Source organism: Nocardioides sp. SR21 (assembly GCF_022761125.1).
Classification (GTDB): domain Bacteria; phylum Actinomycetota; class Actinomycetes; order Propionibacteriales; family Nocardioidaceae; genus Nocardioides.
The window spans coordinates 66,715-91,041 of sequence record NZ_JAKWJR010000011.1 but is presented as its reverse complement, the minus strand read 5'-3'; the positions used below and the strand labels follow the sequence as shown (position 1 = coordinate 91,041).

Below are 24,327 nucleotides of genomic sequence, written 5' to 3'. Positions count from 1 at the left end.
AAGGAGGGGACGCGATGACCACCGCGGATCCCTTCGAGGTCCCGAGTCGCCGTCGTACTCCCGTGCACGGCTGGTTCGCCGCCGCGAAGCACGCGCTGGACCGGCCGCTGACGGCGTACTACCTGCTGCTCGGCGCGTCCGCTCTGCTGCTCACCATCGGCCTGATCATGGTGCTCAGCGCGTCCAGCGTGTACTCCTACGAGCACAACGGCGGCGACTCGTACTCCGTGGTCAAGCGCCAGCTGCTCTGGGTGGTGATCGGCGTCCCGTGCGCCTGGGTCGCCTCGCGGATGCCGCACCGGGTGCTGCGCCGGTTCGCCTGGCTCGGGCTGATCGTCTCGATCGTGCTGCTCGCGCTGACGCAGACCGGCCTCGGCGTCGAGGTCAACGGCAACACCAACTGGCTCGGCGTCGGACCGTTCGTGATCCAGCCCGCCGAGATCGCCAAGCTCGCGATCGTGCTGTGGGCCGCGCACGTGTACGCCCTCAAGGACAAGCGGCTGCACAGCTTCCACGAGGTCGTCACGCCGGTCGTTCCTGGTCTGCTCGCGGTGATCGCGCTGGTCGTCGTCGGCCACGACCTCGGCACCGCGCTGGTGCTGTTCGCGATCCTGCTCGGCATGCTCTGGGTGGTCGGCGCACCGAGCCGACTGTTCGCGTTCATGCTCTCCGTGGTCGCCGTCGCCGCGCTGGGGCTGGCCTCGACCAGCTCCGAGCGCCTCGAGCGGATCACGAACTTCGCCGACCCGTTCAAGGACTTCGCCGGCGCCGGCTGGCAGCCCGCGCACGGCCTGTGGGCGCTGTCGACCGGCGGCGTGTTCGGCCAGGGCATCGGCGCCAGCCAGCAGAAGTGGGGCTCGCTCCCCGAGGCCCACACCGACTTCATCTTCGCTGTCCTCGGCGAGGAGCTCGGCCTGGTCGGCTCGCTGCTCGTGGTCGGGCTGTTCCTCACGATCGCGTTCGCCGGCATCCGCGTCGCGACCCACACCGAGGACCCGTTCGTCCGCTACGCCACGTTCGGCATCGTCGTGTGGCTGCTCGGCCAGATGATGATCAACGTCGGCATGGTCCTCGCGCTGCTCCCGGTCATCGGCATCCCGCTGCCACTGGTGTCGTACGGCGGCTCCGCCCTGGTGCCCTCGCTGGTCGCGCTCGGGCTGCTGATCGGCTTCGCCCGCCGCGAGCCCGAGGCGGCCCGCGCCCTCGCCCAGCGCCGCAAGGCCCGCTCCGCCGGTCTGTCGGCGGGCCGCGTCTCCTAGGGTTGGGACCGATGCGCGTTCTTCTCGCCGGCGGCGGCACCGCCGGCCACACCTCGCCCCTGCTCGCCACCGCCGACGCTCTCCGCCGGATCCGTCCCGACGTCGAGATCACCTGCCTCGGCACGCCGCGCGGCCTCGAGAACAAGGTGGTCCCCGAGGCCGGGTACCCGCTCGAGCTGATCCCGCCGGTGCCGCTGCCGCGCAAGCCCAACGCGGACTTCTTCAAGGTCCCGGCCCGGCTCCGCGCCGCGGTCAAGGAGACCCGCGCCGTGCTCGACCGGGTCCGGCCCGACGTGGTCGTCGGGTACGGCGGCTACGTGTCGATGCCGCTCTACCTCGCGGTGCGCAAGGGCCAGGTCCCGCTGGTGATCCACGAGCAGAACGCCGTACCCGGCCTGGCGAACAAGGCCGGCGCCCGGTTCGCCCAGCGGGTGGCGGTGAGCTTCCCGGACACGCCTCTCACGAACGCGGAGTACGTCGGCCTCCCGATCCGGCCGATGATCTCCGGCCTCGACCGGGCCGCGCTGCGGGCCGAGGCGCGCGCGTTCTTCGGCCTCGACCCGGACCGGCAGACGCTGCTGGTGACCGGCGGGTCGCAGGGCGCGCGCCGTCTCAACCAGGCGGTCTCCGGCGCCGCGGCCCAGCTGGCCGCGGCCGGCGTGCAGGTGCTGCACGCGCAGGGCAAGCACGGTGGCGCCGAGCCGGCGGCTACCGAGGTGCCGTACGTCGTGGTCGAGTACATCGACCGGATGGACCTCGCCTTCGCCGCCGCCGACCTGGTGCTGTGCCGCTCGGGTGCCAACAGCGTCACCGAGGCTGCGGCCGTCGGGCTGCCCGCGGTGTTCGTCCCGCTGCCGATCGGCAACGGCGAGCAGGTCCTGAACGCGAAGCCCGTCGTCGAGGCCGGCGGGGCGCTGGTCGTCGACGACGCCGAGCTCACCACCGACTGGGTCGTCGCCAACGTGCCGGCGCTCGCCGCCGACACCACGCGGCTCGCCACGATGGGCGCAGCCGCGGCGACGGTGATCCCGCGCGACGCCGACGAGAAGCTCGCGCGGATCATCCTCGAGGTCGCCCGATGAAGGTCCCCGTCCCCGACGAGATCCTCCCGGCGGACCGGCTCGGCCGCGTCCACTTCGTCGGCATCGGCGGGGCCGGCCTGTCCGGCATCGCGCGGATCATGCTGGCCCGCGGCGTCGTGGTCAGCGGCAGCGACGGCGTGGACTCGCCGACCCTCTCGGCCCTGCGTGCACTGGGCGCTCGCGTGCACCTCGGCCACGATGCCGCCCAGGTCGCCGACGCGGACACGATCGTGGTCTCGACCGCGGTCCGCGAGGACAACCCCGAGTACGCCGAGGCGGTGCGCCGCGGCCTGCGGGTGCTGCCGCGCTCCGCGGCGCTGGCGGCGGTGATGGCCGGCCGGCGGGTGATCGCGGTCGCGGGCACGCACGGCAAGACGACCACCACCTCGCTGCTGACCATCGCGCTGCAGGTCGCGGGCGCGGACCCGTCGTACGCGATCGGCGGCGACCTCACCGCGACCGGCCTCAACGCGGCCGACGGCACCGGTGACCTGTTCGTGGCCGAGGCCGACGAGAGCGACGGCGCCTTCCTGCACTACGCGCCGTACGCCGCGATCGTCACCAACGTCGAGGCCGACCACCTCGACAACTGGGGGACCGAGGAGGCCTACCGCGCGGCGTTCGACGAGTTCGCCGACACGATCGACCCGTCCGGCTTCCTGGTGTGCTGCGTCGACGACCCGGGCGCCGCGGCGCTGGCCGAGCGGCAGCGCGCCGCCGGCCGTCGGGTGGTCGCGGTGTCCGCGGGAGCGCCCGGGGCCCTGGACGGCGTGACGCTCTGGTCGCCGGGCGAGCACTACCTCGCCGACGCGCTCGCGGCGCTGGCCGCCGGCGTCGAGCTCGGGTTCGACACCGCCGCGCTGGTGCGCGGGATCGCGTCGTACACCGGGACCAAGCGGCGCATGGAGCGCAAGGGCGAGGCCGGGGGAGTGCGCGTCTACGACAGCTACGCCCACCACCCGACCGAGATCGCCGGCGACCTGCAGGCGGCACGTGCGATCGCCGGCAGCGGCCGCGTGATCGTCGCGTTCCAGCCGCACCTGGTCTCGCGCACCCGGATCTTCGGCGCCCAGATGGGCGAGGCGCTCGGCGCCGCCGACGAGGTGGTCCTGCTCGACGTCTACCTCGCGCGCGAGGACGCCGACCCCGAGATCACCGGCGGGTACGTCGCCGCCGCCGTCCCGCTTCCCGCCGAGCGGGTCGCGTTCGTGCCGTCCTTCGACGACGTCGCCGGCGAGCTCGCCGCGCGCGCCCGCCCCGGAGACCTGGTGCTGACGCTCGGCGCCGGCACCGTGACCGAGATCGGGCCGCGGGTCCTGGAGCTGCTCCGATGACCGACACCGAGGTGGAGGTCGACGAGCGGACCCGCAAGCGGTTCGCCCGCCGGCAGTGGGCCCGGCGCTGGCTGGCCTGGCGCTACGTCGTCGGCGCCCTGGTCGCCGTACTCCTCCTCGTCGGAGCCGTGTGGCTCGTCTACTTCTCCTCCTGGCTGTCCGTGCAGGGCGTGCAGGTCGAGGGCACCGAGAAGCTCAGCGACGCGCACATCCGCGGGGCCGCGGCCGTGCCCGAGGGCGACGCCCTCGCGACCGTCGACCTCGACCGGATCCGCACCCGCGTCGAGGCGCTGGCCGGCGTCCGCTCCGCCGACGTCTCGCGCCAGTGGCCCGACCAGGTGCTGATCCGCGTCGACGAGCGCGAGGCCGTCGCGGTCGTCGAGATCGGTGGTCGGCTGCAGGGCATGGACGAGGACGGCGTGGTCTTCGAGGACTACACCAAGGCGCCCGGCGACCTGCCTCGCGTCGAGACCGGAGCCGACACCGGCAGCGAGGCGCTGCGCGAGGGCGCGCTGGTGATCGCCGCGATGCCCAGCGACCTGGCCGCGACGGTCGACCACGTCGAGGTCGCCACGGTCGACGAGATCTCCCTGGTCCTGCGCGACGGCCGGCTGGTCGTCTGGGGGAGCGCGGCCGAGTCCGACCTCAAGGCCACCGTGCTCGAGAGCCTGCTGACCCAGCAGGCGAAGAAGTACGACGTCAGCGTCCCCGGGCAGCCGACCACCAGCAACTGAGGTCGGGCGGTCGCCGCTTGGCTGCTGCTGTCGCAGTTTCACCATGTTATGTAGGCGAACCCGCACTTCTCATGGTGTGCAGGCCATGTGAAGTGACGGTTCGTCTGCATCACATGGTGAACCTGGGACTCACGTCGTCCGACCGAGCAGCCGCTCGACACGGGCGGCGGTCCGGTGAGGGCGGTCGTAGTCGGCCCAGATGAGGCGGACCATGCCGCAGCCTGTCGCCTCGCGGATCTTGTCCTCGCGGACCTTCTCCGCGAACACGACCTCGCCGGGGTCCTCGCCGGGTCTCAGCAGCCGGCCGTACTTGATCCGGCCATCGAACTCACCGAGCAGGCCGAGCTCTGGCCAACCCCAGTCGCAGATGCCCAGCAGCTTGCCGGCGGCGTCGCACACCTCGAGCTGAGTGAGGGGCGCGGGCAGGTGATGGCAGCGGAAGAGCCATCGCCCGCGGGTCTCGCCGATGCTCTGCGACTTCGGCGTGGCCATCCGGACCGGCACGTGGAGGTGCTGCATGCCGGGCCAGTCGCCCAGCCGCTGGTGGAGGCGATGGAGCTCGTCGAGGTCGAAGCGCTTCTTGAATAGGCCACTGTCGAACAGGCACAGGGCGGCCTCGCTCGTGCAGCCGGTGCCGGCCTCGAGGACGCTGCGCGCGGCGGTCGTCACCTGAAGGCCGCCGACCATCGTCACGTCGCCGTCGAGACAGACGCCGACGTGGTGGACCACGCCCGCCTCATCACGTCCGGCGCCACCGTCCAGGCGGGTCACATGAACCCGGTCCAGCGGCACGCCCCAGACGTCGATGCCGTGCGCGATCACCGCCGAGACATGACTGAGCGCGACCGCGGGGCCGAGCGAGCGGAGCACGGCTCGCGAGCGGACCCGGTGCCGTCCGACGTCGTCCAGAGCCGTCCACTCGTCCGTGAATGCGTAGTACCCGCGGCGGAACCGGGTCCACACGCGCGAACGCACCATGGCAGCGACGGCACGGTCGTCGTACCCCGCCTCGTCGGCCTCCCGGCGCGTGAAGAAGCCATCGGTCTGGGTCAGGAGACGCAGCGGATCCATGGCGCGAGGCTTCCTCGTCGCTCCCTCCACCGCCGGCCTGGCATCGAGAGCGGGGGAGATCGGTGCGCGACGCATGTCCTGTGGATGCGAAGTGGGCCGAGACCGTCAGCCACAGGTTCACCATGTGATGTCGGTGAACCTGCACTTCTCATGGTCTGCAGGCCATGTGAAGTGACGGTTCGTCTGCATCACATGGTGAAACTGCGACGACGCCCACCAGCGACCCAACCCCGCGAAACACCATCAGCGCGGCGTGTCGCCACGGATCCGGCGATTCGGCTGCCTAGTGTCGTGACCACGGCGAGGTTGACATAACTATAACCCTCAGCCTGAGGGTCAGGGTTGAGGGACACGCCGACAAGACATCCGCACCAAGCGAAGGGCGAAAGCCGTGGCAGCAGCACAGAACTACCTGGCCATCATCAAGGTCGTGGGCATCGGTGGTGGTGGTGTCAACGCCGTCAACCGGATGATCGAGGTCGGCCTCAAGGGCGTCGAGTTCATCGCGATCAACACCGACGCGCAGGCGCTGCTGATGAGCGACGCCGACGTGAAGCTCGACATCGGTCGTGAGCTCACCCGCGGTCTCGGTGCCGGCGCGAACCCGGAGGTCGGCGCCCGCGCCGCCGAGGACCACGCCGACGAGATCGAAGAGGTCATCAAGGGCGCCGACATGGTGTTCGTGACCGCCGGCGAGGGTGGCGGCACCGGCACCGGCGGCGCACCCGTCGTGGCTCGGATCGCCCGCAGCCTCGGCGCGCTGACCATCGGCGTCGTGACCCGGCCGTTCGCGTTCGAGGGTCGCCGCCGGGCGAACTCCGCCGACGAGGGCATCGAGCAGCTCCGCGAGGAGGTCGACACCCTGATCGTCATCCCGAACGACCGGCTGCTGTCGATCAGCGACCGCAACGTCTCGGTGCTCGACGCGTTCAAGCAGGCCGACCAGGTGCTGCTGCAGGGTGTCTCCGGCATCACCGACCTGATCACCACCCCGGGCCTGATCAACCTCGACTTCGCCGACGTGAAGTCCGTGATGTCGAACGCCGGCTCCGCGCTCATGGGCATCGGCTCCGCGCGTGGCGAGGACCGCTCGGTCGCCGCCGCCGAGATGGCCGTCTCCAGCCCGCTGCTCGAGGCGAGCATCGACGGCGCCCACGGCGTGCTGCTCTCGATCGCCGGCGGCTCCGACCTCGGCCTGTTCGAGATCAACGAGGCCGCCGCCCTGGTGGCCGAGGCCGTGCACCCCGAGGCCAACATCATCTTCGGCGCGACCATCGACGACGCGCTCGGCGACGAGGTCCGGGTGACGGTGATCGCGGCCGGCTTCGACGGCGGCATGCCGAAGCGTCGCGACGAGGGCACCGTGCTGCGGCGCGAGCCCCGGCAGGCATCGGCCCCGGCCGCCAAGCCCGCCGCCGCCCCGGAGGCCACCGAGGAGGCCAGGGAGAAGGTGGCCGCCAACGCCCAGGCTTCGGCACCGACCACGCCACGGCCGGCGCCGACGCAGGTCCAGTTCGACGACGACGACCTGGACATCCCCGACTTCCTCAAGTGATCTGCTGCGTGTGACTTTCCTCTTCCACGACACCGTGCCGGTCGCGACCGGTACGGTGTCGGTCGCGTTCACGGACGCCTCGCTCGACCTCGGTGACCTCGCTCCGGACGACGTCCGGGCCGCGGGGCTGGCCGAGCTCGCGTCGGCGACCGGCGCGACGCCGTACCTCATGCACCAGGTGCACGGCGCGACCGTGCACGAGGTGACGACCACCGACGGGTTCCCGGATGCCGACGGATTGGTGACAACCGACGTCGGTGTCGCGCTGCTGACCCGAGCGGCCGACTGCGTCCCGGTCGTGCTCGTCGCCGAGACCGGTGAGATCGGGGCGGCGCACGCGGGCCGCGAAGGGGTACGCCGCGGCGTGGTCACGGCGACCGTCGAGCGGCTCCGCGAGCTCGGGGCCGACGGCCTGCGCGCCTGGGTCGGCCCGCACATCTGCGGCGGCTGCTACGAGGTGCCCGAGGAGATGCGCGAGGACATCGCGGCCACGGTGCCGGCGACGCGCGCGACCACCACGTGGGGCACGCCGTCCCTCGACCTGGGCGCGGGGGTGCTGGCCCAGCTCACCGCGGCCGGCGTGCCGGTCGTCGAGGTCGGTGGCTGCACCCGCGAGGACGAGCGCCTCCACTCCTACCGGCGCGACGGCGCCGCCGCCGGCCGCCTCGCCGGCGTCGTCTGGAGGACCGCATGAGCCGGCGCGACGAGATCGCCGCCAACCTCGCGGTCGTGAAGGACCGGATCGCCGCCGCCTGCGCCGACGCGGGTCGCGACCCCGGTGAGGTCCGGCTGGTCGTGGTGACGAAGTACTTCCCCGCGAGCGACGTACGCCTGCTCGCCGACCTCGGTGTCACCGACGTGGGGGAGAACCGTCACCAGGAGGCGGAGGCCAAGGCCGCCGAGTGCGCCGACCTCGACCTCACCTGGCACTTCATCGGCGGGCTGCAGAGCAACAAGGCTGCGGCGGTGGCGGCGTACGCCGACGTCGTCGAGTCCGTCGACCGCGCCAAGCTGGTCGCGCCGCTCGCCCGTCCGGGACGGCCGATCGACGTCCTGCTCCAGGTCAGCCTCGACCCGCCCGGGCGTGAGGGCCGCGCCGGCGCCGACCCTGCCGACCTGGCGGCCCTCGCTGCGAAGGTCGCCGAGACAGAGCCGCTGCAGATGCGCGGACTGATGGCTGTCGCGCCCCTCGGCGCGGACCCCGCACCGGCGTTCGAGCGGCTGGCCGCGATCCACCGCGACCTGCTCGTCGACCACCCCGGCGCGACCTGGCTCTCGGCGGGCATGAGCGGCGACCTGGAGCACGCCGTACGACATGGCGCGACACACGTACGGATCGGCTCGGCGGTCCTCGGTTCGAGGCCCTCGGTCCAGTAATGTCCCAATCACCACACCATCACCGGAGGACACAGGCATGAGCGGCGCGATGCGCAGGATCGGCGAGTACCTCGGCCTGCTCGAGGACACCGGACGATACGACGACGAGTACAACGAGTACGACGAGTTCGAGACCCAGGAGACCGCTCCGGTCGCCGTCCGCCCGGCCAAGCCGAGCCGCACGCCTGCGCCCGCACCCGTGTCCGACCTCTCCGAGCGCCGCCGTCCGGCGACCGGACCTACTGGAGTGGTGGCCGAGCTGTCCCGCATCACGACCCTGCACCCGCGCACCTACAACGAGGCGCGCTCCGTCGGCGAGAACTTCCGCGAGGGCACTCCGGTCATCATGAACCTCTCCGAGATGGACGACGCCGACGCCAAGCGTCTCGTCGACTTCGCGGCTGGGCTCGTGTTTGCCACTCGTGGCACCATCGAGCGCATCACCAACAAGGTGTTCCTGCTCTCTCCGCCTAACGTCTCGGTCGCTGCCGAGGACAAGCAGCGCATCGTCGAGGGCGGATTCTTCAACCAGAGCTAGGACGCGCTGTCACGTGGAAGCTGTTGGAATCGTGCTGGAGGTCGTCCTGTGGACCTTCATCGCACTGCTGTGGGTCCGGTTCGTCGTGGACTGGGTCCAGGTCTTCGCCCGGTCGTGGTCGCCGCACGGCGTCCTGCTCGTCGCGCTCGAGGGCGTGTACTCCACGACCGACCCGCCGATCAAGGCGCTGCGCCGGGTGATCCCGCCGCTGCGCATCGGGAGCGTCGCGCTGGACCTGAGCTTCCTGATCGTGATGATCGCTGCCTATGTGCTGCTCACCGTCAATCGGAACCTTTTCGGACTGTGATTCGGGTGCACACTGGTGCTGGTGATGTTGTGATCAGCACAGACGCTATTGTTCGACCGATAGTTGCTTGACGAGTACGTAGACGATTCCGTTGACGAGTGATGAATGGGTGAGGTCATGCCGCTGACGCCTGAGGACGTGAGCAACAAGCGCTTTACTCCCGTCCGGCTCCGTGAGGGCTACGACATGGGTGAGGTCGACCAGTTCCTCGACGAGGTGGAGGCCGAGCTGGCCCGACTCACCAAGGAGAACGACGACCTCAGGTCGAAGCTGTCGTCCGCGCAGAGCGGTGGCGGCGTCGGTGGCGGGGTCACCGAGACTGCGCCGCAGCCGGTGGTCGAGGAGAAGGCGCCCGAGCCGGAGCCCGAGCCGGAGCCGGTCGCGGCCCCCGCGCCGGTCGTGGCCGCGAGCCCGGTCGAGACGATCCGCGTCGAGACGGTCCCGCAGGCGTCCAACGCCGCGGCCCGCCTGCTCGAGATCGCGACGCGCAACGCCGACGAGCTCGTCGAGGACGCGAAGAACGAGGCCGACAAGATCGTCGGCGAGGCGCGCACCAAGGCCGAGCGCCTGGAGTCGGAGTCGAAGGTCAAGGCCGACCGCCTCGAGTCCGACGCCCGCACCCGCGCGCAGATGCTCGACTCCGAGACCGCCGAGCGCCGTCGCCAGATGTTCGGCGACCTCGAGAAGGAGCGGGACAAGCTCAACCTGGACGTGGAGAACCTCCGCTCGTTCGAGCGCGAGTACCGCTCCCGCCTGAAGAGCTACTTCAGTCAGCAGCTCGAGGCGCTCGGCGTCGGCTCGGAGCCGGCGGCCGCCGGCGACGACCAGCCGGCCCCGAAGCGGCTCCGCTCGATCCTCGGCGAGGACGAGTCCTAAGGCTCCACCAGCACCAGCTCGACACGACCGGTCCCCGCTCGGGGGCCGGTCGTTTCGGCGTTCCCCGGTGCGCCTGATTTGAGGCGCCTGGGGTCACCGGCTACCCTCCACGCACACCTGTGGCACAGCCCACAGCCGCCGATGCCCGGAGGAGACCGTCCCATGGCTCGCAGCACGAGGAAGTCGCTCGCCGGACAGGCGGCCTCCGCGGCCCGCAAGGTGATCGCGAAGAAGGCACCTGCCAAGAAGGCCACGAAGGCCACCAACGGGACCGCGGCGAAGACGACGCCGACCCGCAAGACCGTGGCGGCCAAGGCGACGCCGGCCAAGAAGGCGGCTCCCGCGAAGAAGGCGGCTCCCGCGAAGAAGGCGGCTCCCGCGAAGAAGGCGGCACCGGCCAAGAAGGCGGCACCGGCCAAGAAGGCGGCACCGGCCAAGAAGGCGGCACCCGCCAAGGTGGCTGCGTCCAAGCCTCCCGCCACGAAGGCCGTGCCTGCCAAGAAGGCCGCTCCGGCCAAGAAGACGCCCGCCCGCAAGGCGCCGGTCAGCGCCCTGGTCGTCCAGGCCGGCGAGGCCGCGTGGACCAAGGCCGAGCTCAAGGAGGTGCTCGACGAGCTGCACGAGCAGCGCGAGCACAGCAACGAGATCATCGAGAGCCTCGACTCCGAGCTCAACGGCCTGATGCGCGACTCCGGTGACGGCGCCGGGCAGGACCAGGCCGACGTCGGCGCGACCAGCTTCGAGCGCGACCACGAGCTGACCGTGCTCAACAGCGAGCGCGACAAGCTGGCCCAGATCGACCGGGCCCTGGCACGCATCGACGACGGCACGTACGGCGTCTGCGAGTCGTGCGGCAACCCGATCGGGAAGATGCGGCTGATGGCGTTCCCGCGTGCCACACTGTGCATGACATGCAAGCAGCGCGAGGAGCGTCGCTGACCGGCGACGCGAACGAACCGGACGACATCCAGGCGACCCGACCCCGCGGCTTGCGGCTCCGGTACCTCGCCCTCTTCGCGGCGGTCGCCCTCGCGGCGTACACCGTCGATGTGGTCTCGAAGGTCCTGGCCGTCGAGCACCTGTCGGACGGGCCCGACGTCGAGCTGATCGGCGACTTCCTCGTCCTGCACCTGGTGCGCAACCCGGGCGCGGCGTTCAGCACGGGCACCGGCTACACCGCCGTCTTCACCTGCCTCGCGATCGCGGCCGTGCTGGTGATCCTCTACCTCGTACGCCGCATCGGCAGCGCCGGATGGGCCGTGGCCCTCGGTCTCCTCCTCGCCGGGGTGTCGGGCAACCTCACCGACCGGATGCTGCGCGAGCCGGGACCGCTGCGCGGCCACGTCATCGACTTCTTCATGCTCCCGAACTGGCCGGTCTTCAACGTCGCGGACATCTGCATCAACGCGGCGGCGGTGCTGATCCTGATCCAGGTCTACCGCGGCATCCGGATCGACGGCACCCGCGTGCCGAAGGACGAGAAGTGAGCGGCGCCGACCACCGGGTCCTCACCGTGCCCGAAGGCCTCGACGGCGAGCGCGTCGACGCGGCGATGGCGCGGCTGTTCGGGCTGTCGCGGACCCGCTCCGCGGACCTCATCTCCCAGGGCTACGTCCTGCTCGACGGCTCGACCGTCGGCAAGAGCGACCGGGTGCTGCCCGGCTCCACCCTCGACGTGACGATCCCGATCGAGGCGGACCCGCTGGCCGTCGTGCCGGAGGTCGTCGAGGGGATCAGGATCATCCACGACGACGACGCGATCGTCGTGATCGACAAGCCCGTCGGTGTCGCCGTGCACCCGTCGCCCGGCTGGTCCGGCCCGACGGTGGTCGGCCACCTCGCCGGTGCCGGCTTCCGGATCTCCACCAGCGGCGCCTCCGAGCGGCAGGGGATCGTGCAGCGTCTCGACGTCGGCACGTCCGGCGTGATGGTGATCTGCAAGTCCGAGCACGCCTACTCGGTGCTCAAGAACGCCTTCCGCCACCGCACGGTCGACAAGGTCTACCACGCGCTCGTGCAGGGTCACCCCGATCCGCTCGAGGGCACCATCGACGCCCCGATCGGGCGGCACCCGAAGGCCGACTACAAGTTCGCGGTGATGGCCGACGGTCGGCACAGCGTCACGCACTACGAGACGCTCGAGGCGCACCGGTTCGCGAGCCTGCTCGAGGTCCACCTCGAGACCGGGCGCACCCACCAGATCCGGGTGCACATGGCCGCGCTCAAGCACCCCTGCGTGGGCGACCTGACGTACGGCGCCGACCCGACCCTCGCTGCCCGCGTGGGTCTGCAGCGCCAGTGGCTGCACGCGATGCGGCTCGGCTTCGAGCACCCGGAGACGGGGGAGCAGGTCGAGTACGAGTCGTCGTACCCCGATGACCTCGCCCACGCCCTCGACGTGATCCGCGATGCCCACTGACGACCTGCTCCTGCGTCCGGCGACCGACGCAGACCTCCCGGCGATCGTCGCGGTGCAGATCGCGTCGCGGGAGTCCGCCGCGATGCCGCCGGGGATCCATCCCGAGCACGAGGTCACGGCCTGGCTGACCGCCAGGCTCGCGGCCGACGACGTCTGGGTCGCCGAGTCCGGCGGCGCCGTCGTCGGGTACGCCCGCATCACGCCCGGCTGGCTGGACGACCTCTACGTGCTTCCCGCGCACGCCGGCGCCGGCGTCGGCTCGGCGCTGCTGGACGTCGTGAAGGCGCAGCAGCCCGACGGGTTCTGCCTGTGGGTCTTCGAGATGAACACCCCGGCCCGCGGGTTCTACGCGCGCCACGGCCTGGTCGAGCTCGAGCGGACCGACGGCGACGGCAACGAGGAGAAGGCCCCGGACGTCCGGATGGCCTGGGCCGGCGCCGACCCGCTGCGGTTCTACCGCGGCCTGATCGACGACGTCGACGAGCAGCTCGGCGACCTGCTGGCCCGCCGCGCGGCGCTGACCCGCGCCGTCCAGGACCACAAGGGCGGGTCCACCCGCGACGCCGAGCGCGAGCAGCAGATCGCCGCCGCCCTGGCGGAGCGCGCGCCGGCGCTGGGCCACGAGCGACTGGCCCGGATCGTGCACGCGATCATCACCGAGAGCATCGACGCGGCGACCGAGCTGTGAGGACACGATGTCGGCGGCGGGTGCCAACATCGGGTCCAGCGGTCGCGTAGTCTGGCGTCCTTCCCCCAAGGCGCCGTCGCGACGTGATCGTGGCCTTGTTCCAGCATGCCCGCACGATGCGATTGAGGAGTAGCCCGCGACGATGGCGAACGGCTCCCAGGACTCCTTCGTCCACCTGCACGTCCACACCGAGTACTCCATGCTCGACGGCGCCTCACTGCTCGACGGGCTGTTCTCGCGGGTGGTCGAGCAGGGCATGCCCGCCATCGCGATGACCGACCACGGCAACCTGCACGGCGCGTTCGACTTCTACTCCAAGGCCCGCAAGTACGGCGTGAAGCCGATCATCGGCATCGAGGCCTACATCACCCCGGGCACCCCGCGCGGCGAGCGCAAGCGGGTCCGGTGGGGCAGCGGTGACGCCGCGGAGGAGGGCGGCAACGACGTCGCCGGTGCCGGTGCGTACACCCACATGACGATGTGGGCCGAGAACACCGAGGGCATGCACAACCTGTTCCGGCTCTCGTCCCGGTCCAGCCTCGAGGGCTTCTTCTACAAGCCCCGGATGGACAAGGAGATCCTCCAGGAGCACAGCAAGGGCCTGATCGTCAGCACCGGCTGCCCCAGCGGTGCGATCCAGACCCGGCTGCGCCTGGGGCAGTGGGACGAGGCGGTCCGCGAGGCCGGCGAGCTGCAGGACATCTTCGGCCGCGAGAACGTCTTCCTCGAGCTGATGGACCACGGCATCTCCATCGAGAAGCGGGTCCGCGACGACCTGCTCAAGCTCGGCCGCGAGCTCGGCATCCCGCCGCTGGCCACCAACGACTCGCACTACAACAACCCCGAGGACGCCGACGCCCACGACGCCCTGATCTGCGTCGCGTCGGGCAAGCGGCTCTCGGACACCAACCGGCTCAAGTTCGACGGCGGCGGCTACTACATCAAGTCCGCGGCCGAGATGCGCGAGCTCTGGGGCGGCTTCGACCTCGCCGAGGCGTGCGACAACACGCTCGCGATCGCCGAGCGCTGCGAGGTCGAGTTCGTCGAGTCCACCGGCGGCTACATGGCCCGTGCCGACGTCCCCGAGGGCGAGACCGAGGAGAGCTGGTTCCGCAAGGAGGTGTGGCGCGGCATCGAGGCGCGCTACCCCGGCGACCGGATGACCCAGGAGGTCAAGGACCGCGTCGAGATGGAGCTCGGGATCATCTCCCAGAAGGGCTACTGCGGGTACTACCTCGTGGTTGCCGACTTCATCCAGTGGTCCAAGCGCAACGGCATCCGCGTCGGCCCCGGCCGTGGCTCCGGCGCCGGCTCGATCGCAGCGTACGCCCTGAGCATCACCGACCTGTGCCCCCTCGAGCACGGCCTGTTCTTCGAGCGCTTCCTCAACCCCGAGCGTCCGTCGATGCCCGACTTCGACATCGACTTCGACGACCACCGCCGCGGCGAGGTCATCCAGTACGTCACGCAGAAGTACGGCGCCGACCGCGTCGCCCAGATCGCGACGTTCGGCCGGCTCAAGTCCAAGGCCGCGATCAAGGACGCCGCGCGCGTGCTCGACCACGGCTTCGCGATCGGCGACCGGATCACCAAGGCGCTGCCGGCCGACGTGATGGGCAAGGGCGTCGCGCTCAAGGACCTCTTCAACGCCGAGCACAAGCGGTACGGCGAGGGCGGCGAGTTCCGCACGCTGCACGACCAGGACCCCGACGTCCGCAAGATCTACGAGACCGCCGTCGGCCTCGAGGGCCAGATCCGCAACTGGGGCGTGCACGCGGCCGGCGTGATCATGTCCAGCGAGCCGCTGATCGACATCGTGCCGCTGATGGCCCGGCCGCAGGACGGCGCGGTCATCACCCAGTTCGACTACCCGATGTGCGAGTCGCTCGGGCTGGTCAAGATGGACTTCCTCGGCCTGAGCAACCTGCACATCCTCGAGGACGCCGTCGCGAACATCGAGGCCAACCGCGGCGAGCAGGTCGTCCTCGAGGAGCTCCCCTTCGACGACCGGGCGACCTACGAGCTGATGGGCCGCGGTGACACGCTCGGCGTGTTCCAGCTCGATGGTGGCGGCATGCGTGCGCTGCTGCGCTCGATGCAGCCCGACCAGTTCGCCGACATCACCGCGGTCAGCGCGCTGTACCGCCCGGGCCCGATGGGTGCGGACTCCCACAACAAGTACGCCCACCGCAAGAACGGTCGCCAGCCGATCGAGCCGATCCACCCCGCGCTGGCCGAGGCTCTCGAGCCGGTGCTGGGGGAGACCTACGGCCTGATCGTGTACCAGGAGCAGGTCATGGCGATCGCCCAGGTGCTCGCCGGCTTCTCGCTCGGCGCCGCAGACAACATGCGCCGCGCCATGGGCAAGAAGAAGAAGGAGGAGCTCGACAAGCAGTACGCCGGCTTCGAGGCCGGCATGCTCGAGCGGGGCTACCCCCAGGACGCCGTCAAGACGCTCTGGGAGATCCTCGTCCCGTTCGCCGACTACGCGTTCAACAAGTCGCACTCCGCTGCGTACGGCGTCATCACGTACTGGACCGCCTACCTCAAGGCCAACTACCCGGCCGAGTACATGGCCGCGCTCCTGACGTCCGCACGGGACGACAAGGACAAGATGGCGATCTACCTCAACGAGTGCCGCCGGATGAAGATCCAGGTCCTCCCGCCGGACGTCAACGAGTCCGCCCACAACTTCACCCCGGTCGGCAACGACGTCCGCTTCGGCCTCACCGCGATCCGCAACGTCGGCGCGAACGTCGTCGACGGGATCGTCTCGGGGCGCGAGGGGTCGCGCTACGAGAACTTCAACGACTTCCTGTCGAAGGTCCCGGCCAACGTCTGCAACAAGCGGGTCATCGAGTCGCTGATCTACGCCGGCGCGTTCGACGACATGAAGCACAAGCGCCGCGCGCTGCACCTCATCCACGAGGAGGCGACCGACCGGTACGCCGGCCTCAAGCGCGAGGACGAGGGCCAGGACTCCCTGTTCGGCGGTCTCGACACCGCTGAGGAGGTCGGCTTCGACGTCAGCGTCGCGATCCCCGAGATCGACGAGTGGGACAAGATGACGTTGCTCGGCTTCGAGCGCGGCATGCTCGGCCTCTACGTCTCCGACCACCCGCTGCTCGGCCTCGAGCACCTGCTCGCCAACGGCACCGACTGCACCATCGGCCAGCTGATGATGGACGAGAACCGCCAGGACGGCAGCCCGATCACGGTCTCCGGCCTGGTCACCTCCGTGCAGCGCAAGATCACCAAGCGCGGCGACGCCTGGGCGCTGGTCACCGTGGAGGACCTCGACGGTGCGATCGACGTCCTGCTGTTCCCGAGCGCCTGGCAGCTGTGCGGCCACCTGGTCGCCGACGACGCGATCATCACCGTCAAGGGACGGCTCTCGCGCAGCAAGGACCAGCCCGAGATCATGGGGCAGGAGCTCAGCCTGGTCGACACCAGCGCGGGCCCGACCGGTCCCGTGGTGATCAACCTCCCGCAGACCCGGGTCAACGACGCCGTGGTCGGCCACCTCAAGGACGTCCTGGCCACGCACGCCGGGGCCAACGAGGTGCACCTCCGACTGCGGATGCGCGACAAGACCATCGTGCTCAACCTCGAGCGCCACCGTGTCACGCCCAGCCCGGCCCTGTACGCCGACCTCAAGCACCTGCTGGGTCCCGGATGCCTGACCGGCTGACGCGGACGCGACCGGCCTGGGTGGACGCCGTCCTGATCCTCGCCATCTTCGCCGTCGCGGGCATCGTGGCCGCCTTCGTGTGGGAGTGGATCTGGACCGCGCCGTACGGCCTGGTCTACGACCACCAGTGGATGGCCGAGGACGAGGCCGCCCTGCAGGGGCAGTTCTCCGGCACCGGGTGGTACGTCGTGGTCGCGAGTGCCACCGGGCTACTGGTCGGAGCGCTGGCCGCGCTGTTCCTCGACCGGGTCCCGCTGGTCACCCTGGCGGCTGTGGTGGTCGGCTCGGTGCTGGCGACGCTCGTGATGATCCGCGTCGGAGCCGCCCTCGGGCCGACCGACCCGCAGGAGCTCGCGAGGACCGCGGTCGACGGCGCGCGCCTGCCCGGGAGCCTCACCGTCTCCGATTGGAGCCCCTGGATCGCCTTTCCGGCGGGGGCCCTGGTCGCCGTGGCCCTGGTGTTCATCGGACTCAGCCCGCGGCGCCAACCGCAGCCGGAGGACCTGCCTGCTGGGTAAAGTCGCCCCGTGAGCAGCAGCGAGTATCTCGACATCGGGTCCGGAGGCCCGCTCCCGCCGGCATCGACCGGGTCCGGGCGCAGGACCGCGCTGGTCGCGGGCGGGATCGTGGCCGGGGTGGCGCTGCTGGGCGCCGGTGCCTGGGCGGCCTGGTCGTTCTTCGCGACCGGGGCGCAGCCGGCCGAGGCGCTTCCGGAGACCACGATCGCCTACGCGAGCATCGACCTCGACCCGAGCGGCGGGCAGAAGATCGAGGCGCTGCGCACGCTGCAGAAGTTCCCGGCGTTCGAGGACGAGGTCGGCCTCGACACCGACGACGACGTCCGGCAGTGGATCTTCGAGAAGATCCAGGACTCGGGCGGCTGCGCCGACCTCGACTACGCCGACGACATCGAGACCTGGCTGGGCGACCGGTTCGCGATCGCGGCGGTCGACGCCGGCAACGAGGAGCCGGACCCGGTGTTCGTGCTCCAGGTCGGCGACGAGGACGCAGCCGACGAGGGACTGCGCAAGCTGAGCGACTGCGCCGACGGCGAGGGCGCCTGGGTGATCGCGGACGGGTGGGCGCTGGTCGGCGAGACCCAGGAGATCGTGGACCGGGTCTCCGAGGACGCCGCGGACGCGCCGCTGTCCGACGACGACGACTTCACCCGCTGGACCGACGCGGCCGGCGACCCCGGCATCGTGTCGCTGTACGCCGCCCCCGAGGCGGGCGCCTTGATCGCCGAGGAGCTCGACTTCTTCGGCGGGATGGGGCAGGCCCTCGCCCCGCCGATCGACTGCGAAGCGCCCTGCGAGGGCTACGCGCTCGAGGACCCGGCGGCCGAGGACGAGATCACCGAGGCGCTCGAGGACTTCGAGGGCGCCGCTGCGACGGTCCGCTTCGACGACGGCGGCCTCGAGCTCGAGCTCGCAGGCGACGCCGGAGAGTACGGCGACGCGGTCACCTCCGGTGACCAGGCCGGCGACACGGTCTCGACCCTGCCTGCCGACACCGCGGTCGCGGTCGGCCTGGCGTTCGGCGAGGACTGGTTCGCCGACCTGGTCGACCAGATCGCCGCCGGCGAGGGCAGCACCGCCGACGAGCTGATGGACCAGATCAGCGAGGAGACCGGCCTGGACCTGCCCGACGACGTCCAGACCCTCCTCGGCGACTCGGTGGCGATCGCGATCGGGCCGGACTTCGACCCCGACGGTCTGTTCGCCAGCAGCGAGCCCGACGACTTCCCGACCGGCGTCAAGCTCAGCGGCGACCCCGACGAGATCGACTCCGTCCTCGACAAGCTGCGCGAGATCGTCGGCCCGGACGCCGGCCTCATCGACTCCGACCAGGGCGACGGGGTCGTGGTGGTCGGTCCCGACGCCGATTACCGCGGCCTGCTGGTCGAGGACGGTGGCCTCGGCGACGAGGACGCCTTCCGCGACGTCGTCGAGCACGCCGACGGTGCCTCGGGGATCGTCTACGTCGACCTCGACGCCGAGTGGCTCACCGGGCTCTGGCACGACGACGAGGAGGCGCGCGAGAACCTCGACCCGCTCGACGCGTTCGGCCTCAGCACCTGGCTCGACGACGACGCGGTGCACGCCGTCGTGAAGGTCACGACGGACTAGTGGAGACGCGCCAGCGGATCCGCTGATGGTGGCGACCGGCGTGTCGAGACCCAGTACCTAGCGCGCGATCGCTGCCACCGTCGCGCCGGTCACCCGCACCAGGTCGCCCGGCGCGATCCCGAGGTCGAGGCCGCGTCGACCGCCGGAGACGTAGACGGTGTCGTAGCCGAGCGCGGACTCGTCGAGCACGGTCGGGTGCGCCCGCTTCTGGCCGATCGGGGAGATGCCGCCGGCGACGTACCCGGTGGCCCGCTCGGCCGCGGCGACCTCGGCCATCACCGCCTTGCTGCCCCCGGCCGCGCGGGCCAGCGCCTTGAGGTCGAGCTGCCCGGACACCGGCACGATGCCGACGGTCAGCCTGCCGTCGACGTTCGCCATCAAGGTCTTGAACACCTGCGCGGGCTCGAGGCCGAGCGCCTCGGCGGCCTCCAGCCCGAACGACGCCGCGCGCGGGTCGTGGGTGTACTCGTGGAGCTCGAACGCGACGCCGGCAGCGGTCAGCGCGACCGTGGCCGGCGTGCCGCCGGCCGACTTCTTCTTCGCCATCGCTAGTTGGGAGACCACCTGGTGCGAGCCACCTCGGTGGCGGGGAGGGACGGGATCACGTTCATCGCGCGCAGCTCGTCGCGCAGCAGGTCGGTCACCAGGATCAGCCGCTCGGCGGCGTCCTCGGCCTCCAGCAACGACTGGCGCTCGGGCATCGGCAGCGGCGCCAGGGCGGCCAGCGTCCAGGAGAGGTACGTCGGGTCGCGGGGGAGTGCGCCTTCGTACGGGTCGGAGCGGATGTCGGCCAGCGCCGCGCGGTACGCCGTGAACGCGATCCTGGCCCGCTCCAGCACGGACTCGGGCACCACCGCCGTGGAGTCGGGCCGCTCGGTGACGTGGCCGACCGGGAAGAGCCCCTGCGTCTCCAGGCTGTCGAGCTGGATCCGCTCCAGGCCGACCGCGACCACCTCGAACGTGCCGTCCGGGTTCTCCTCGATCTCGGTGAGCTGCATCTTGCAGCCGACGCGGTACAAGGACTGGGACCCGTGGTCGCCGACCTCGTAGCCCTCACGGATGCCGACGGACCCGAACACCCGCTCCGCGGGGTCCGATACGCGCAGCAGGTGGTGGACCAGCGCGCGGTAGCGGTCCTCGAACACGGTGAGCGGCACGCTGACGCCGGGGAACAGCACCGCGTTCAGCGGGAACATCGGCAGCGTGTCGGTCACACCCTCAACGTAGTCCAGCCACTGTCGCCGATCGGGGAGGACCGGCTCCGGCTCGTAGAATCGAGTCATGATCCAGCGCATCGACCTGCGAGGCGCCGACCGCGGAGGCGTCGACTATCGCGCCGCCGTGCCCCGCGCGGACTTCGACGTCGAGGCGGCGGTGCCCGCGGTGCATGCGATCTGCGAGGCGGTGCGCACCCGAGGGCTGGACGCGATCCGCGAGTTCGGCGAGAAGTTCGACGGCGTCACCGTCGACGAGATCCGCGTGCCCGCGGCCGACATCGCCGCTGCGCTGACCGAGCTCGACCCGGCGATCCGCGCCGCGCTGGAGGAGTCGATCCGCCGGCTGCGCGCGACCTGCGCCAACGAGCTCGAGCAGGACGCCGTGACCGACCTCGGCCCCGGCGCCCGGGTGACCCACCGCAAGGTGCCGGTCGACCGCGTCGGCCTCTACGTCCCCGGTGGCCTGGCGCCGCTGGTCTCCAGCGTGCTGATGAACGTCGTGCCCGCCCAGACCGCGGGCGTCGGCTCGATCGCGCTGTCCAGCCCGCCGCAGAAGGAGTTCGGTGGCTCCGTCCACCCGACGATCCTGGCGGCGTGCGCGCTGCTCGGCGTCGAGGAGGTGTACGCCGTCGGCGGCGCCCAGGCGATCGCGATGTTCGCGTACGGCGTGGGCCCGTGCGCCAAGGTCGACCTGGTGACCGGCCCCGGCAACATCTACACGGTCACCGCGAAGCGACTGCTCAAGGGCCAGGTCGGCATCGACTCCGAGGCCGGCCCGACCGAGATCGCGATCCTCGCCGACGACACCGCGGACGCGGCGTACGTCGCAGCGGACCTGATCAGCCAGGCAGAGCACGACCCGCTGGCGGCGTCCGTGCTGGTCACGCCGAGCGAGCGGCTGGCCGGCGAGGTGGAGGCCGAGCTCGACAAGCAGGTCTCGGTGACCCGTCACGTCGAGCGGATCCGCACCAGCCTCTCCGGCCCGCAGTCCGGCATCGTGCTGGTGGACGACCTCGAGCAGGGCCTGGACGTCGTCAACGCGTACGCCGCCGAGCACCTCGAGATCCACACCGAGGACGCCTCGGCCTGGGCGGCCCGGGTGCGCAACGCGGGCGCGATCTTCGTGGGTCAGTACGCCCCGGTGAGCCTCGGCGACTACTGCGCCGGCTCCAACCACGTGCTTCCCACGGCTGGCTGCGCCTGCCACAGCAGCGGCCTGTCGGTGCGCGCGTTCACGAAGTCCGTGCACGTCGTCGACTACTCCCGCGACGCCCTCGAGGCCGTCGCCGGGCACGTCGTCACGCTCGCCAACGCCGAGGACCTGCCCGGGCACGGCGCCGCGGTCTCGGTGCGGTTCGAGCGATGAGCTGGCCTCCGCTGCGGGAGGAGCTGAAGGGGATCGAGCCGTACGGCGCTCCTCAGCTCGACGTCCCGGTGCAGCTCAACGTCAACGAGAACCCCTACGGCCCCTCGCCGGAGTGCGTCGCGGACATCGCGCGCGCCGTCTCCGAGGCCGCCACGACCCTGAACCGCTACCCGGACCGCGAGTTCACCGAGCTCCGCGCCGCGCTGGCGGCGTACCTCGGCCACGGCGTCACGCCCGAGCAGGTGTGGGCGGCCAACGGCTCGAACGAGGTCATGCTCCAGTTGCTGCAGGCGTTCGGCGGTCCCGGCCGCGTCGCGCTGAGCTTCGCGCCGACGTACTCGATGTACCCGGAGTACGCCCGGGACTCGCTGACCGAGTGGGTCGCCGGGCGCCGCGAGACGGACTTCTCGCTCGACCTCGACCACGCCCACGACCTCGTCAAGGAGCAGCAGCCGAGCGTCGTGCTGCTGCCGAGCCCCAACAACCCGACGGGCACCGCCCTGCCGTTCGACGCGATCGCCACGCTCTGCGAGGCGGCCGGCGACGGGCTCGTCGTCATCGACGAGGCGTACGGCGAGTTCCGGCGCGAGGGCGTGCGCAGCGCGATCGAGCTGCTGCCCGAGCACCGCAACCTGGTCGTCACCCGCACGATGAGCAAGGCGTTCGCGGCGGCCGGGCTGCGGCTCGGCTACCTCGCCGCGGACCCGGCGATCTGCGACGCGATCCGGGTGGTGCGGCTGCCGTACCACCTGTCCGCGGTCACCCAGGCGACCGCACTCGCGGCGCTGCGGCACGCGCCCGAGCTGCTCGGGAAGGTCGACGAGCTCCGCGCCGAGCGCGACGCGACCGTCGACTGGCTGCGCGCGCAGGGCCTGGCGGTGGCGGACAGCGACGCGAATTTCGCGTTGTTCGGCACCTTCGAGGACCGTCATGCTGTCTGGCAGGGCCTGCTCGACCGGGGCGTGCTGATCCGCGAGACCGGTCCCGACGGGTGGCTTCGTGTGTCGATCGGCACCGCAGACGAGATGATGGCGTTCAAGAAGGCACTGACGGAGGTTCTGAGATGAGTCGCACCGCCCGCATCGAGCGGCAGACCAAGGAGTCGAAGGTCCTCGTCGAGGTGAACCTCGACGGCACCGGCCGCACCGACATCTCCACCGGCGTCGGGTTCTACGACCACATGCTCGACGCGTTCGGCCGGCACGCGCTGCTCGACCTCACCGTCCAGACCGAGGGCGACACCCACATCGACGCCCACCACACCGTCGAGGACACCGCGATCGTGCTCGGCCAGGCGCTGCGCGAGGCGCTCGGTGACAAGGTCGGCGTCCGCCGCTTCGGCGACGCGACCGTGCCGCTCGACGAGGCGCTGGTCCAGGCCGTCGTCGACGTCTCCGGACGCCCGTACTGCGTGCACACCGGCGAGCCGGAGGGGCAGCAGTACGTCCTGCTCGGAGGCGACTACCTCGGGTCGCTGACCCAGCACGTCTTCGAGACGATCGCGTTCCACGCGCACCTCGCGCTGCACGTGCGGGTGCTGGCCGGCCGCGAGCCGCACCACATCGTGGAGACGCAGTTCAAGGCGTTCGCCCGGGCGTTCCGCGACGCGATCGCCATCGACCCGCGCGAGACCGGCGTGCCGAGCACCAAGGGTTCGCTGTGATCACCCCACGGTGTTCTGCGCCTCCCCCGCTTCGCTCCTCCGCCGCACAGCACAGCGGGGACCCCGATTGAAGTCGGTCGTCGTCCTCGACTACGGCTCGGGCAACCTGCGCTCGGCCGTCCGCGCGGTCGAGCGCGCCGGTGCCGACGTCACGCTGACCAGTGACTTCGACACGGCGCTGAACGCTGACGGCCTGCTGGTGCCCGGCGTCGGCGCGTACGCCGCCTGCATGCAGGGCCTGCGCGCGATCAAGGGCGAGCGGATCATCGGGCGCCGGCTGTCCGGCGGCCGGCCGGTGCTGGGGATCTGCGTCGGCATGCAGATCCTGTTCGAGCGCGGGGTCGAGCACGGCGTCGAGACCGAGGGCTGCGACGAGTGGCCGGGCGTGGTCGAGCGCCTCGAGGCGCCGGTCGTGCCCCACATGGGATGGAACACCCTCGAGGTCGAGCCGGGGACGACGCTGTTCAAGGGCATCGAGGGCGAGCGCTTCTACTTCGTGCACTCGTACGGCGTCCGCGACTGGAAGCTGGTCACCAACGACCGGACCCGTGCGCCACTGGTCCACTGGACCGAGCACGGCGGGGACCGCTTCGTCGCCGCCGTCGAGAACGGCCCGCTGACCGCGACCCAGTTCCACCCCGAGAAGTCCGGCGACGCCGGCGCCGCGCTGTTCCGCAACTGGGTGGACTCCCTGTGAGCAAGGAACGAGCCAGGCGTCGCGAGGAGCGCGAGCGCGAGGCGGCGATCCAGGCCGCGGCTCGCGCCGCCGAGGCCGAGCGCACCGAGCGGCGCGCGGCTCGCAAGCGCGCGCTGACCCGCTGGCTCCCGAAGGGCCGCACTGGGCCGTCGGGGGTGATCGCCGAGCGACATCGCACCCAGACGCGGCTGCTGGTGGTCGCGGCCCTGATCCTCAACGCCGTCGTGTGGCTCGCCTCCGACGACTGGGCGGTCCGCGTGTTCGCGCTGCTGGTGACCGCGCTCGTCCTGCCCGTCGCACAGATCCTGATGACCAAGAACTGAG

The 24,327-nt window shown here is 71.2% G+C and carries 25 protein-coding genes; 22 read left to right on the top strand and 3 right to left on the bottom strand.

The features are described from left to right. Window positions 1-14: 14 nt before the first annotated feature. Genes ftsW through MJ604_RS19565 form a run of 4 tightly spaced genes read left to right on the top strand, consistent with a single transcriptional unit; the run spans window position 15 to window position 4,409 of the window. Window positions 15-1,259 (top strand): putative lipid II flippase FtsW, encoded by a 1,245-nt coding sequence (ftsW, locus tag MJ604_RS19580; RefSeq protein WP_243060276.1) that lies wholly within the window; start codon window positions 15-17, stop codon window positions 1,257-1,259. 11 nt (window positions 1,260-1,270) lie between these two features. Then, on the top strand, window positions 1,271-2,341 hold the full coding sequence (gene murG, locus MJ604_RS19575) for an undecaprenyldiphospho-muramoylpentapeptide beta-N-acetylglucosaminyltransferase (RefSeq protein WP_243060275.1): 1,071 nt from the start codon (window positions 1,271-1,273) through the stop codon (window positions 2,339-2,341). Next, window positions 2,338-3,675 carry a UDP-N-acetylmuramate--L-alanine ligase gene (gene murC / locus MJ604_RS19570; protein ID WP_243060274.1) on the top strand — a complete coding sequence of 446 codons (1,338 nt, stop codon included), beginning with the start codon at window positions 2,338-2,340 and terminating at the stop codon, window positions 3,673-3,675. The genes murG and murC overlap by 4 nt, the downstream gene beginning before the upstream one ends. Next, window positions 3,672-4,409 carry a cell division protein FtsQ/DivIB gene (locus MJ604_RS19565; protein ID WP_243060273.1) on the top strand — a complete coding sequence of 246 codons (738 nt, stop codon included), beginning with the start codon at window positions 3,672-3,674 and terminating at the stop codon, window positions 4,407-4,409. The genes murC and MJ604_RS19565 overlap by 4 nt, the downstream gene beginning before the upstream one ends. 129 nt (window positions 4,410-4,538) lie before the next feature. On the opposite strand, the gene MJ604_RS19560 is transcribed toward MJ604_RS19565, so the two are convergent. After that, window positions 4,539-5,480: a type IV toxin-antitoxin system AbiEi family antitoxin domain-containing protein gene (locus MJ604_RS19560; RefSeq protein WP_243060272.1), complete on the bottom strand. Its 942-nt coding sequence runs from the start codon at window positions 5,478-5,480 to the stop codon at window positions 4,539-4,541. A 391-nt stretch (window positions 5,481-5,871) separates the two neighbouring features. Between MJ604_RS19560 and ftsZ the strand changes: the two genes are divergently transcribed. The 13 genes from ftsZ (at window position 5,872) to MJ604_RS19495 (ending at window position 19,060) form a co-directional block, all read left to right on the top strand. After that, window positions 5,872-7,035 carry a cell division protein FtsZ gene (gene ftsZ / locus MJ604_RS19555; RefSeq protein WP_243060271.1) on the top strand — a complete coding sequence of 388 codons (1,164 nt, stop codon included), beginning with the start codon at window positions 5,872-5,874 and terminating at the stop codon, window positions 7,033-7,035. 10 nt (window positions 7,036-7,045) lie between these two features. Beyond that, the gene (locus MJ604_RS19550; RefSeq protein WP_243060270.1) at window positions 7,046-7,729 is read left to right on the top strand and encodes a polyphenol oxidase family protein; all 684 of its coding nucleotides are present in this window, start codon (window positions 7,046-7,048) and stop codon (window positions 7,727-7,729) included. Beyond that, window positions 7,726-8,412, top strand: coding sequence for a YggS family pyridoxal phosphate-dependent enzyme (locus MJ604_RS19545; RefSeq protein WP_243060269.1), 687 nt, complete (start codon window positions 7,726-7,728; stop codon window positions 8,410-8,412). Before MJ604_RS19550 ends, MJ604_RS19545 begins: the two co-directional genes overlap by 4 nt. A 37-nt stretch (window positions 8,413-8,449) precedes the next feature. Further along, window positions 8,450-8,950: a cell division protein SepF gene (locus MJ604_RS19540; protein WP_243060268.1), complete on the top strand. Its 501-nt coding sequence runs from the start codon at window positions 8,450-8,452 to the stop codon at window positions 8,948-8,950. A gap of 13 nt (window positions 8,951-8,963) precedes the next feature. Next, on the top strand, window positions 8,964-9,257 hold the full coding sequence (locus tag MJ604_RS19535) for a YggT family protein (RefSeq protein WP_243060267.1): 294 nt from the start codon (window positions 8,964-8,966) through the stop codon (window positions 9,255-9,257). Window positions 9,258-9,362: 105 nt separating this feature from the next. Further along, a complete protein-coding gene (locus tag MJ604_RS19530; protein ID WP_243060266.1) occupies window positions 9,363-10,133 on the top strand; it encodes a DivIVA domain-containing protein in 771 nt (256 codons plus the stop codon). A 162-nt stretch (window positions 10,134-10,295) separates the two neighbouring features. Further along, window positions 10,296-11,072: a TraR/DksA family transcriptional regulator gene (locus MJ604_RS19525; protein WP_243060265.1), complete on the top strand. Its 777-nt coding sequence runs from the start codon at window positions 10,296-10,298 to the stop codon at window positions 11,070-11,072. Continuing rightward, the gene (gene lspA / locus MJ604_RS19520) at window positions 11,045-11,620 is read left to right on the top strand and encodes a signal peptidase II (RefSeq protein ID WP_243060264.1); all 576 of its coding nucleotides are present in this window, start codon (window positions 11,045-11,047) and stop codon (window positions 11,618-11,620) included. Before MJ604_RS19525 ends, lspA begins: the two co-directional genes overlap by 28 nt. Then, the gene (locus MJ604_RS19515; RefSeq protein WP_308194161.1) at window positions 11,617-12,552 is read left to right on the top strand and encodes an RluA family pseudouridine synthase; all 936 of its coding nucleotides are present in this window, start codon (window positions 11,617-11,619) and stop codon (window positions 12,550-12,552) included. The genes lspA and MJ604_RS19515 overlap by 4 nt, the downstream gene beginning before the upstream one ends. Continuing rightward, window positions 12,542-13,240, top strand: a complete 699-nt coding sequence (locus tag MJ604_RS19510; RefSeq protein ID WP_243060263.1) for a GNAT family N-acetyltransferase — start codon at window positions 12,542-12,544, stop codon at window positions 13,238-13,240. Before MJ604_RS19515 ends, MJ604_RS19510 begins: the two co-directional genes overlap by 11 nt. 142 nt (window positions 13,241-13,382) lie before the next feature. Then, entirely contained in the window at window positions 13,383-16,931 is a 3,549-nt protein-coding gene (dnaE, locus tag MJ604_RS19505; RefSeq protein WP_243060262.1) for a DNA polymerase III subunit alpha, read from the top strand. Beyond that, a complete protein-coding gene (locus MJ604_RS19500; RefSeq protein ID WP_243060261.1) occupies window positions 16,916-17,449 on the top strand; it encodes a hypothetical protein in 534 nt (177 codons plus the stop codon). Before dnaE ends, MJ604_RS19500 begins: the two co-directional genes overlap by 16 nt. Before the next feature lie 9 nt (window positions 17,450-17,458). Further along, window positions 17,459-19,060: a DUF3352 domain-containing protein gene (locus tag MJ604_RS19495; RefSeq protein WP_243060260.1), complete on the top strand. Its 1,602-nt coding sequence runs from the start codon at window positions 17,459-17,461 to the stop codon at window positions 19,058-19,060. Between the two features lie 57 nt (window positions 19,061-19,117). Here the strand turns inward: MJ604_RS19495 and ybaK are convergent, their stop codons facing one another. Next, a complete protein-coding gene (gene ybaK, locus MJ604_RS19490; protein WP_243060259.1) occupies window positions 19,118-19,606 on the bottom strand; it encodes a Cys-tRNA(Pro) deacylase in 489 nt (162 codons plus the stop codon). A gap of 2 nt (window positions 19,607-19,608) precedes the next feature. Further along, window positions 19,609-20,274: an LON peptidase substrate-binding domain-containing protein gene (locus MJ604_RS19485; RefSeq protein ID WP_243060258.1), complete on the bottom strand. Its 666-nt coding sequence runs from the start codon at window positions 20,272-20,274 to the stop codon at window positions 19,609-19,611. Between the two features lie 67 nt (window positions 20,275-20,341). On the opposite strand from MJ604_RS19485, the gene hisD reads away from it, so the two are divergent. The 5 genes from hisD (at window position 20,342) to MJ604_RS19460 (ending at window position 24,326) form a co-directional block, all read left to right on the top strand. Then, window positions 20,342-21,643: a histidinol dehydrogenase gene (gene hisD / locus MJ604_RS19480; protein WP_243060257.1), complete on the top strand. Its 1,302-nt coding sequence runs from the start codon at window positions 20,342-20,344 to the stop codon at window positions 21,641-21,643. Next, window positions 21,640-22,710 (top strand): histidinol-phosphate transaminase, encoded by a 1,071-nt coding sequence (locus MJ604_RS19475; RefSeq protein ID WP_243060256.1) that lies wholly within the window; start codon window positions 21,640-21,642, stop codon window positions 22,708-22,710. Before hisD ends, MJ604_RS19475 begins: the two co-directional genes overlap by 4 nt. Next, window positions 22,707-23,306: an imidazoleglycerol-phosphate dehydratase HisB gene (hisB, locus tag MJ604_RS19470; protein WP_243060255.1), complete on the top strand. Its 600-nt coding sequence runs from the start codon at window positions 22,707-22,709 to the stop codon at window positions 23,304-23,306. Before MJ604_RS19475 ends, hisB begins: the two co-directional genes overlap by 4 nt. A gap of 67 nt (window positions 23,307-23,373) precedes the next feature. Then, window positions 23,374-24,003 (top strand): imidazole glycerol phosphate synthase subunit HisH, encoded by a 630-nt coding sequence (gene hisH, locus MJ604_RS19465; protein ID WP_243060254.1) that lies wholly within the window; start codon window positions 23,374-23,376, stop codon window positions 24,001-24,003. After that, window positions 24,000-24,326, top strand: a complete 327-nt coding sequence (locus tag MJ604_RS19460; protein ID WP_243060253.1) for a hypothetical protein — start codon at window positions 24,000-24,002, stop codon at window positions 24,324-24,326. Before hisH ends, MJ604_RS19460 begins: the two co-directional genes overlap by 4 nt. Window position 24,327 lies beyond the last annotated feature (1 nt).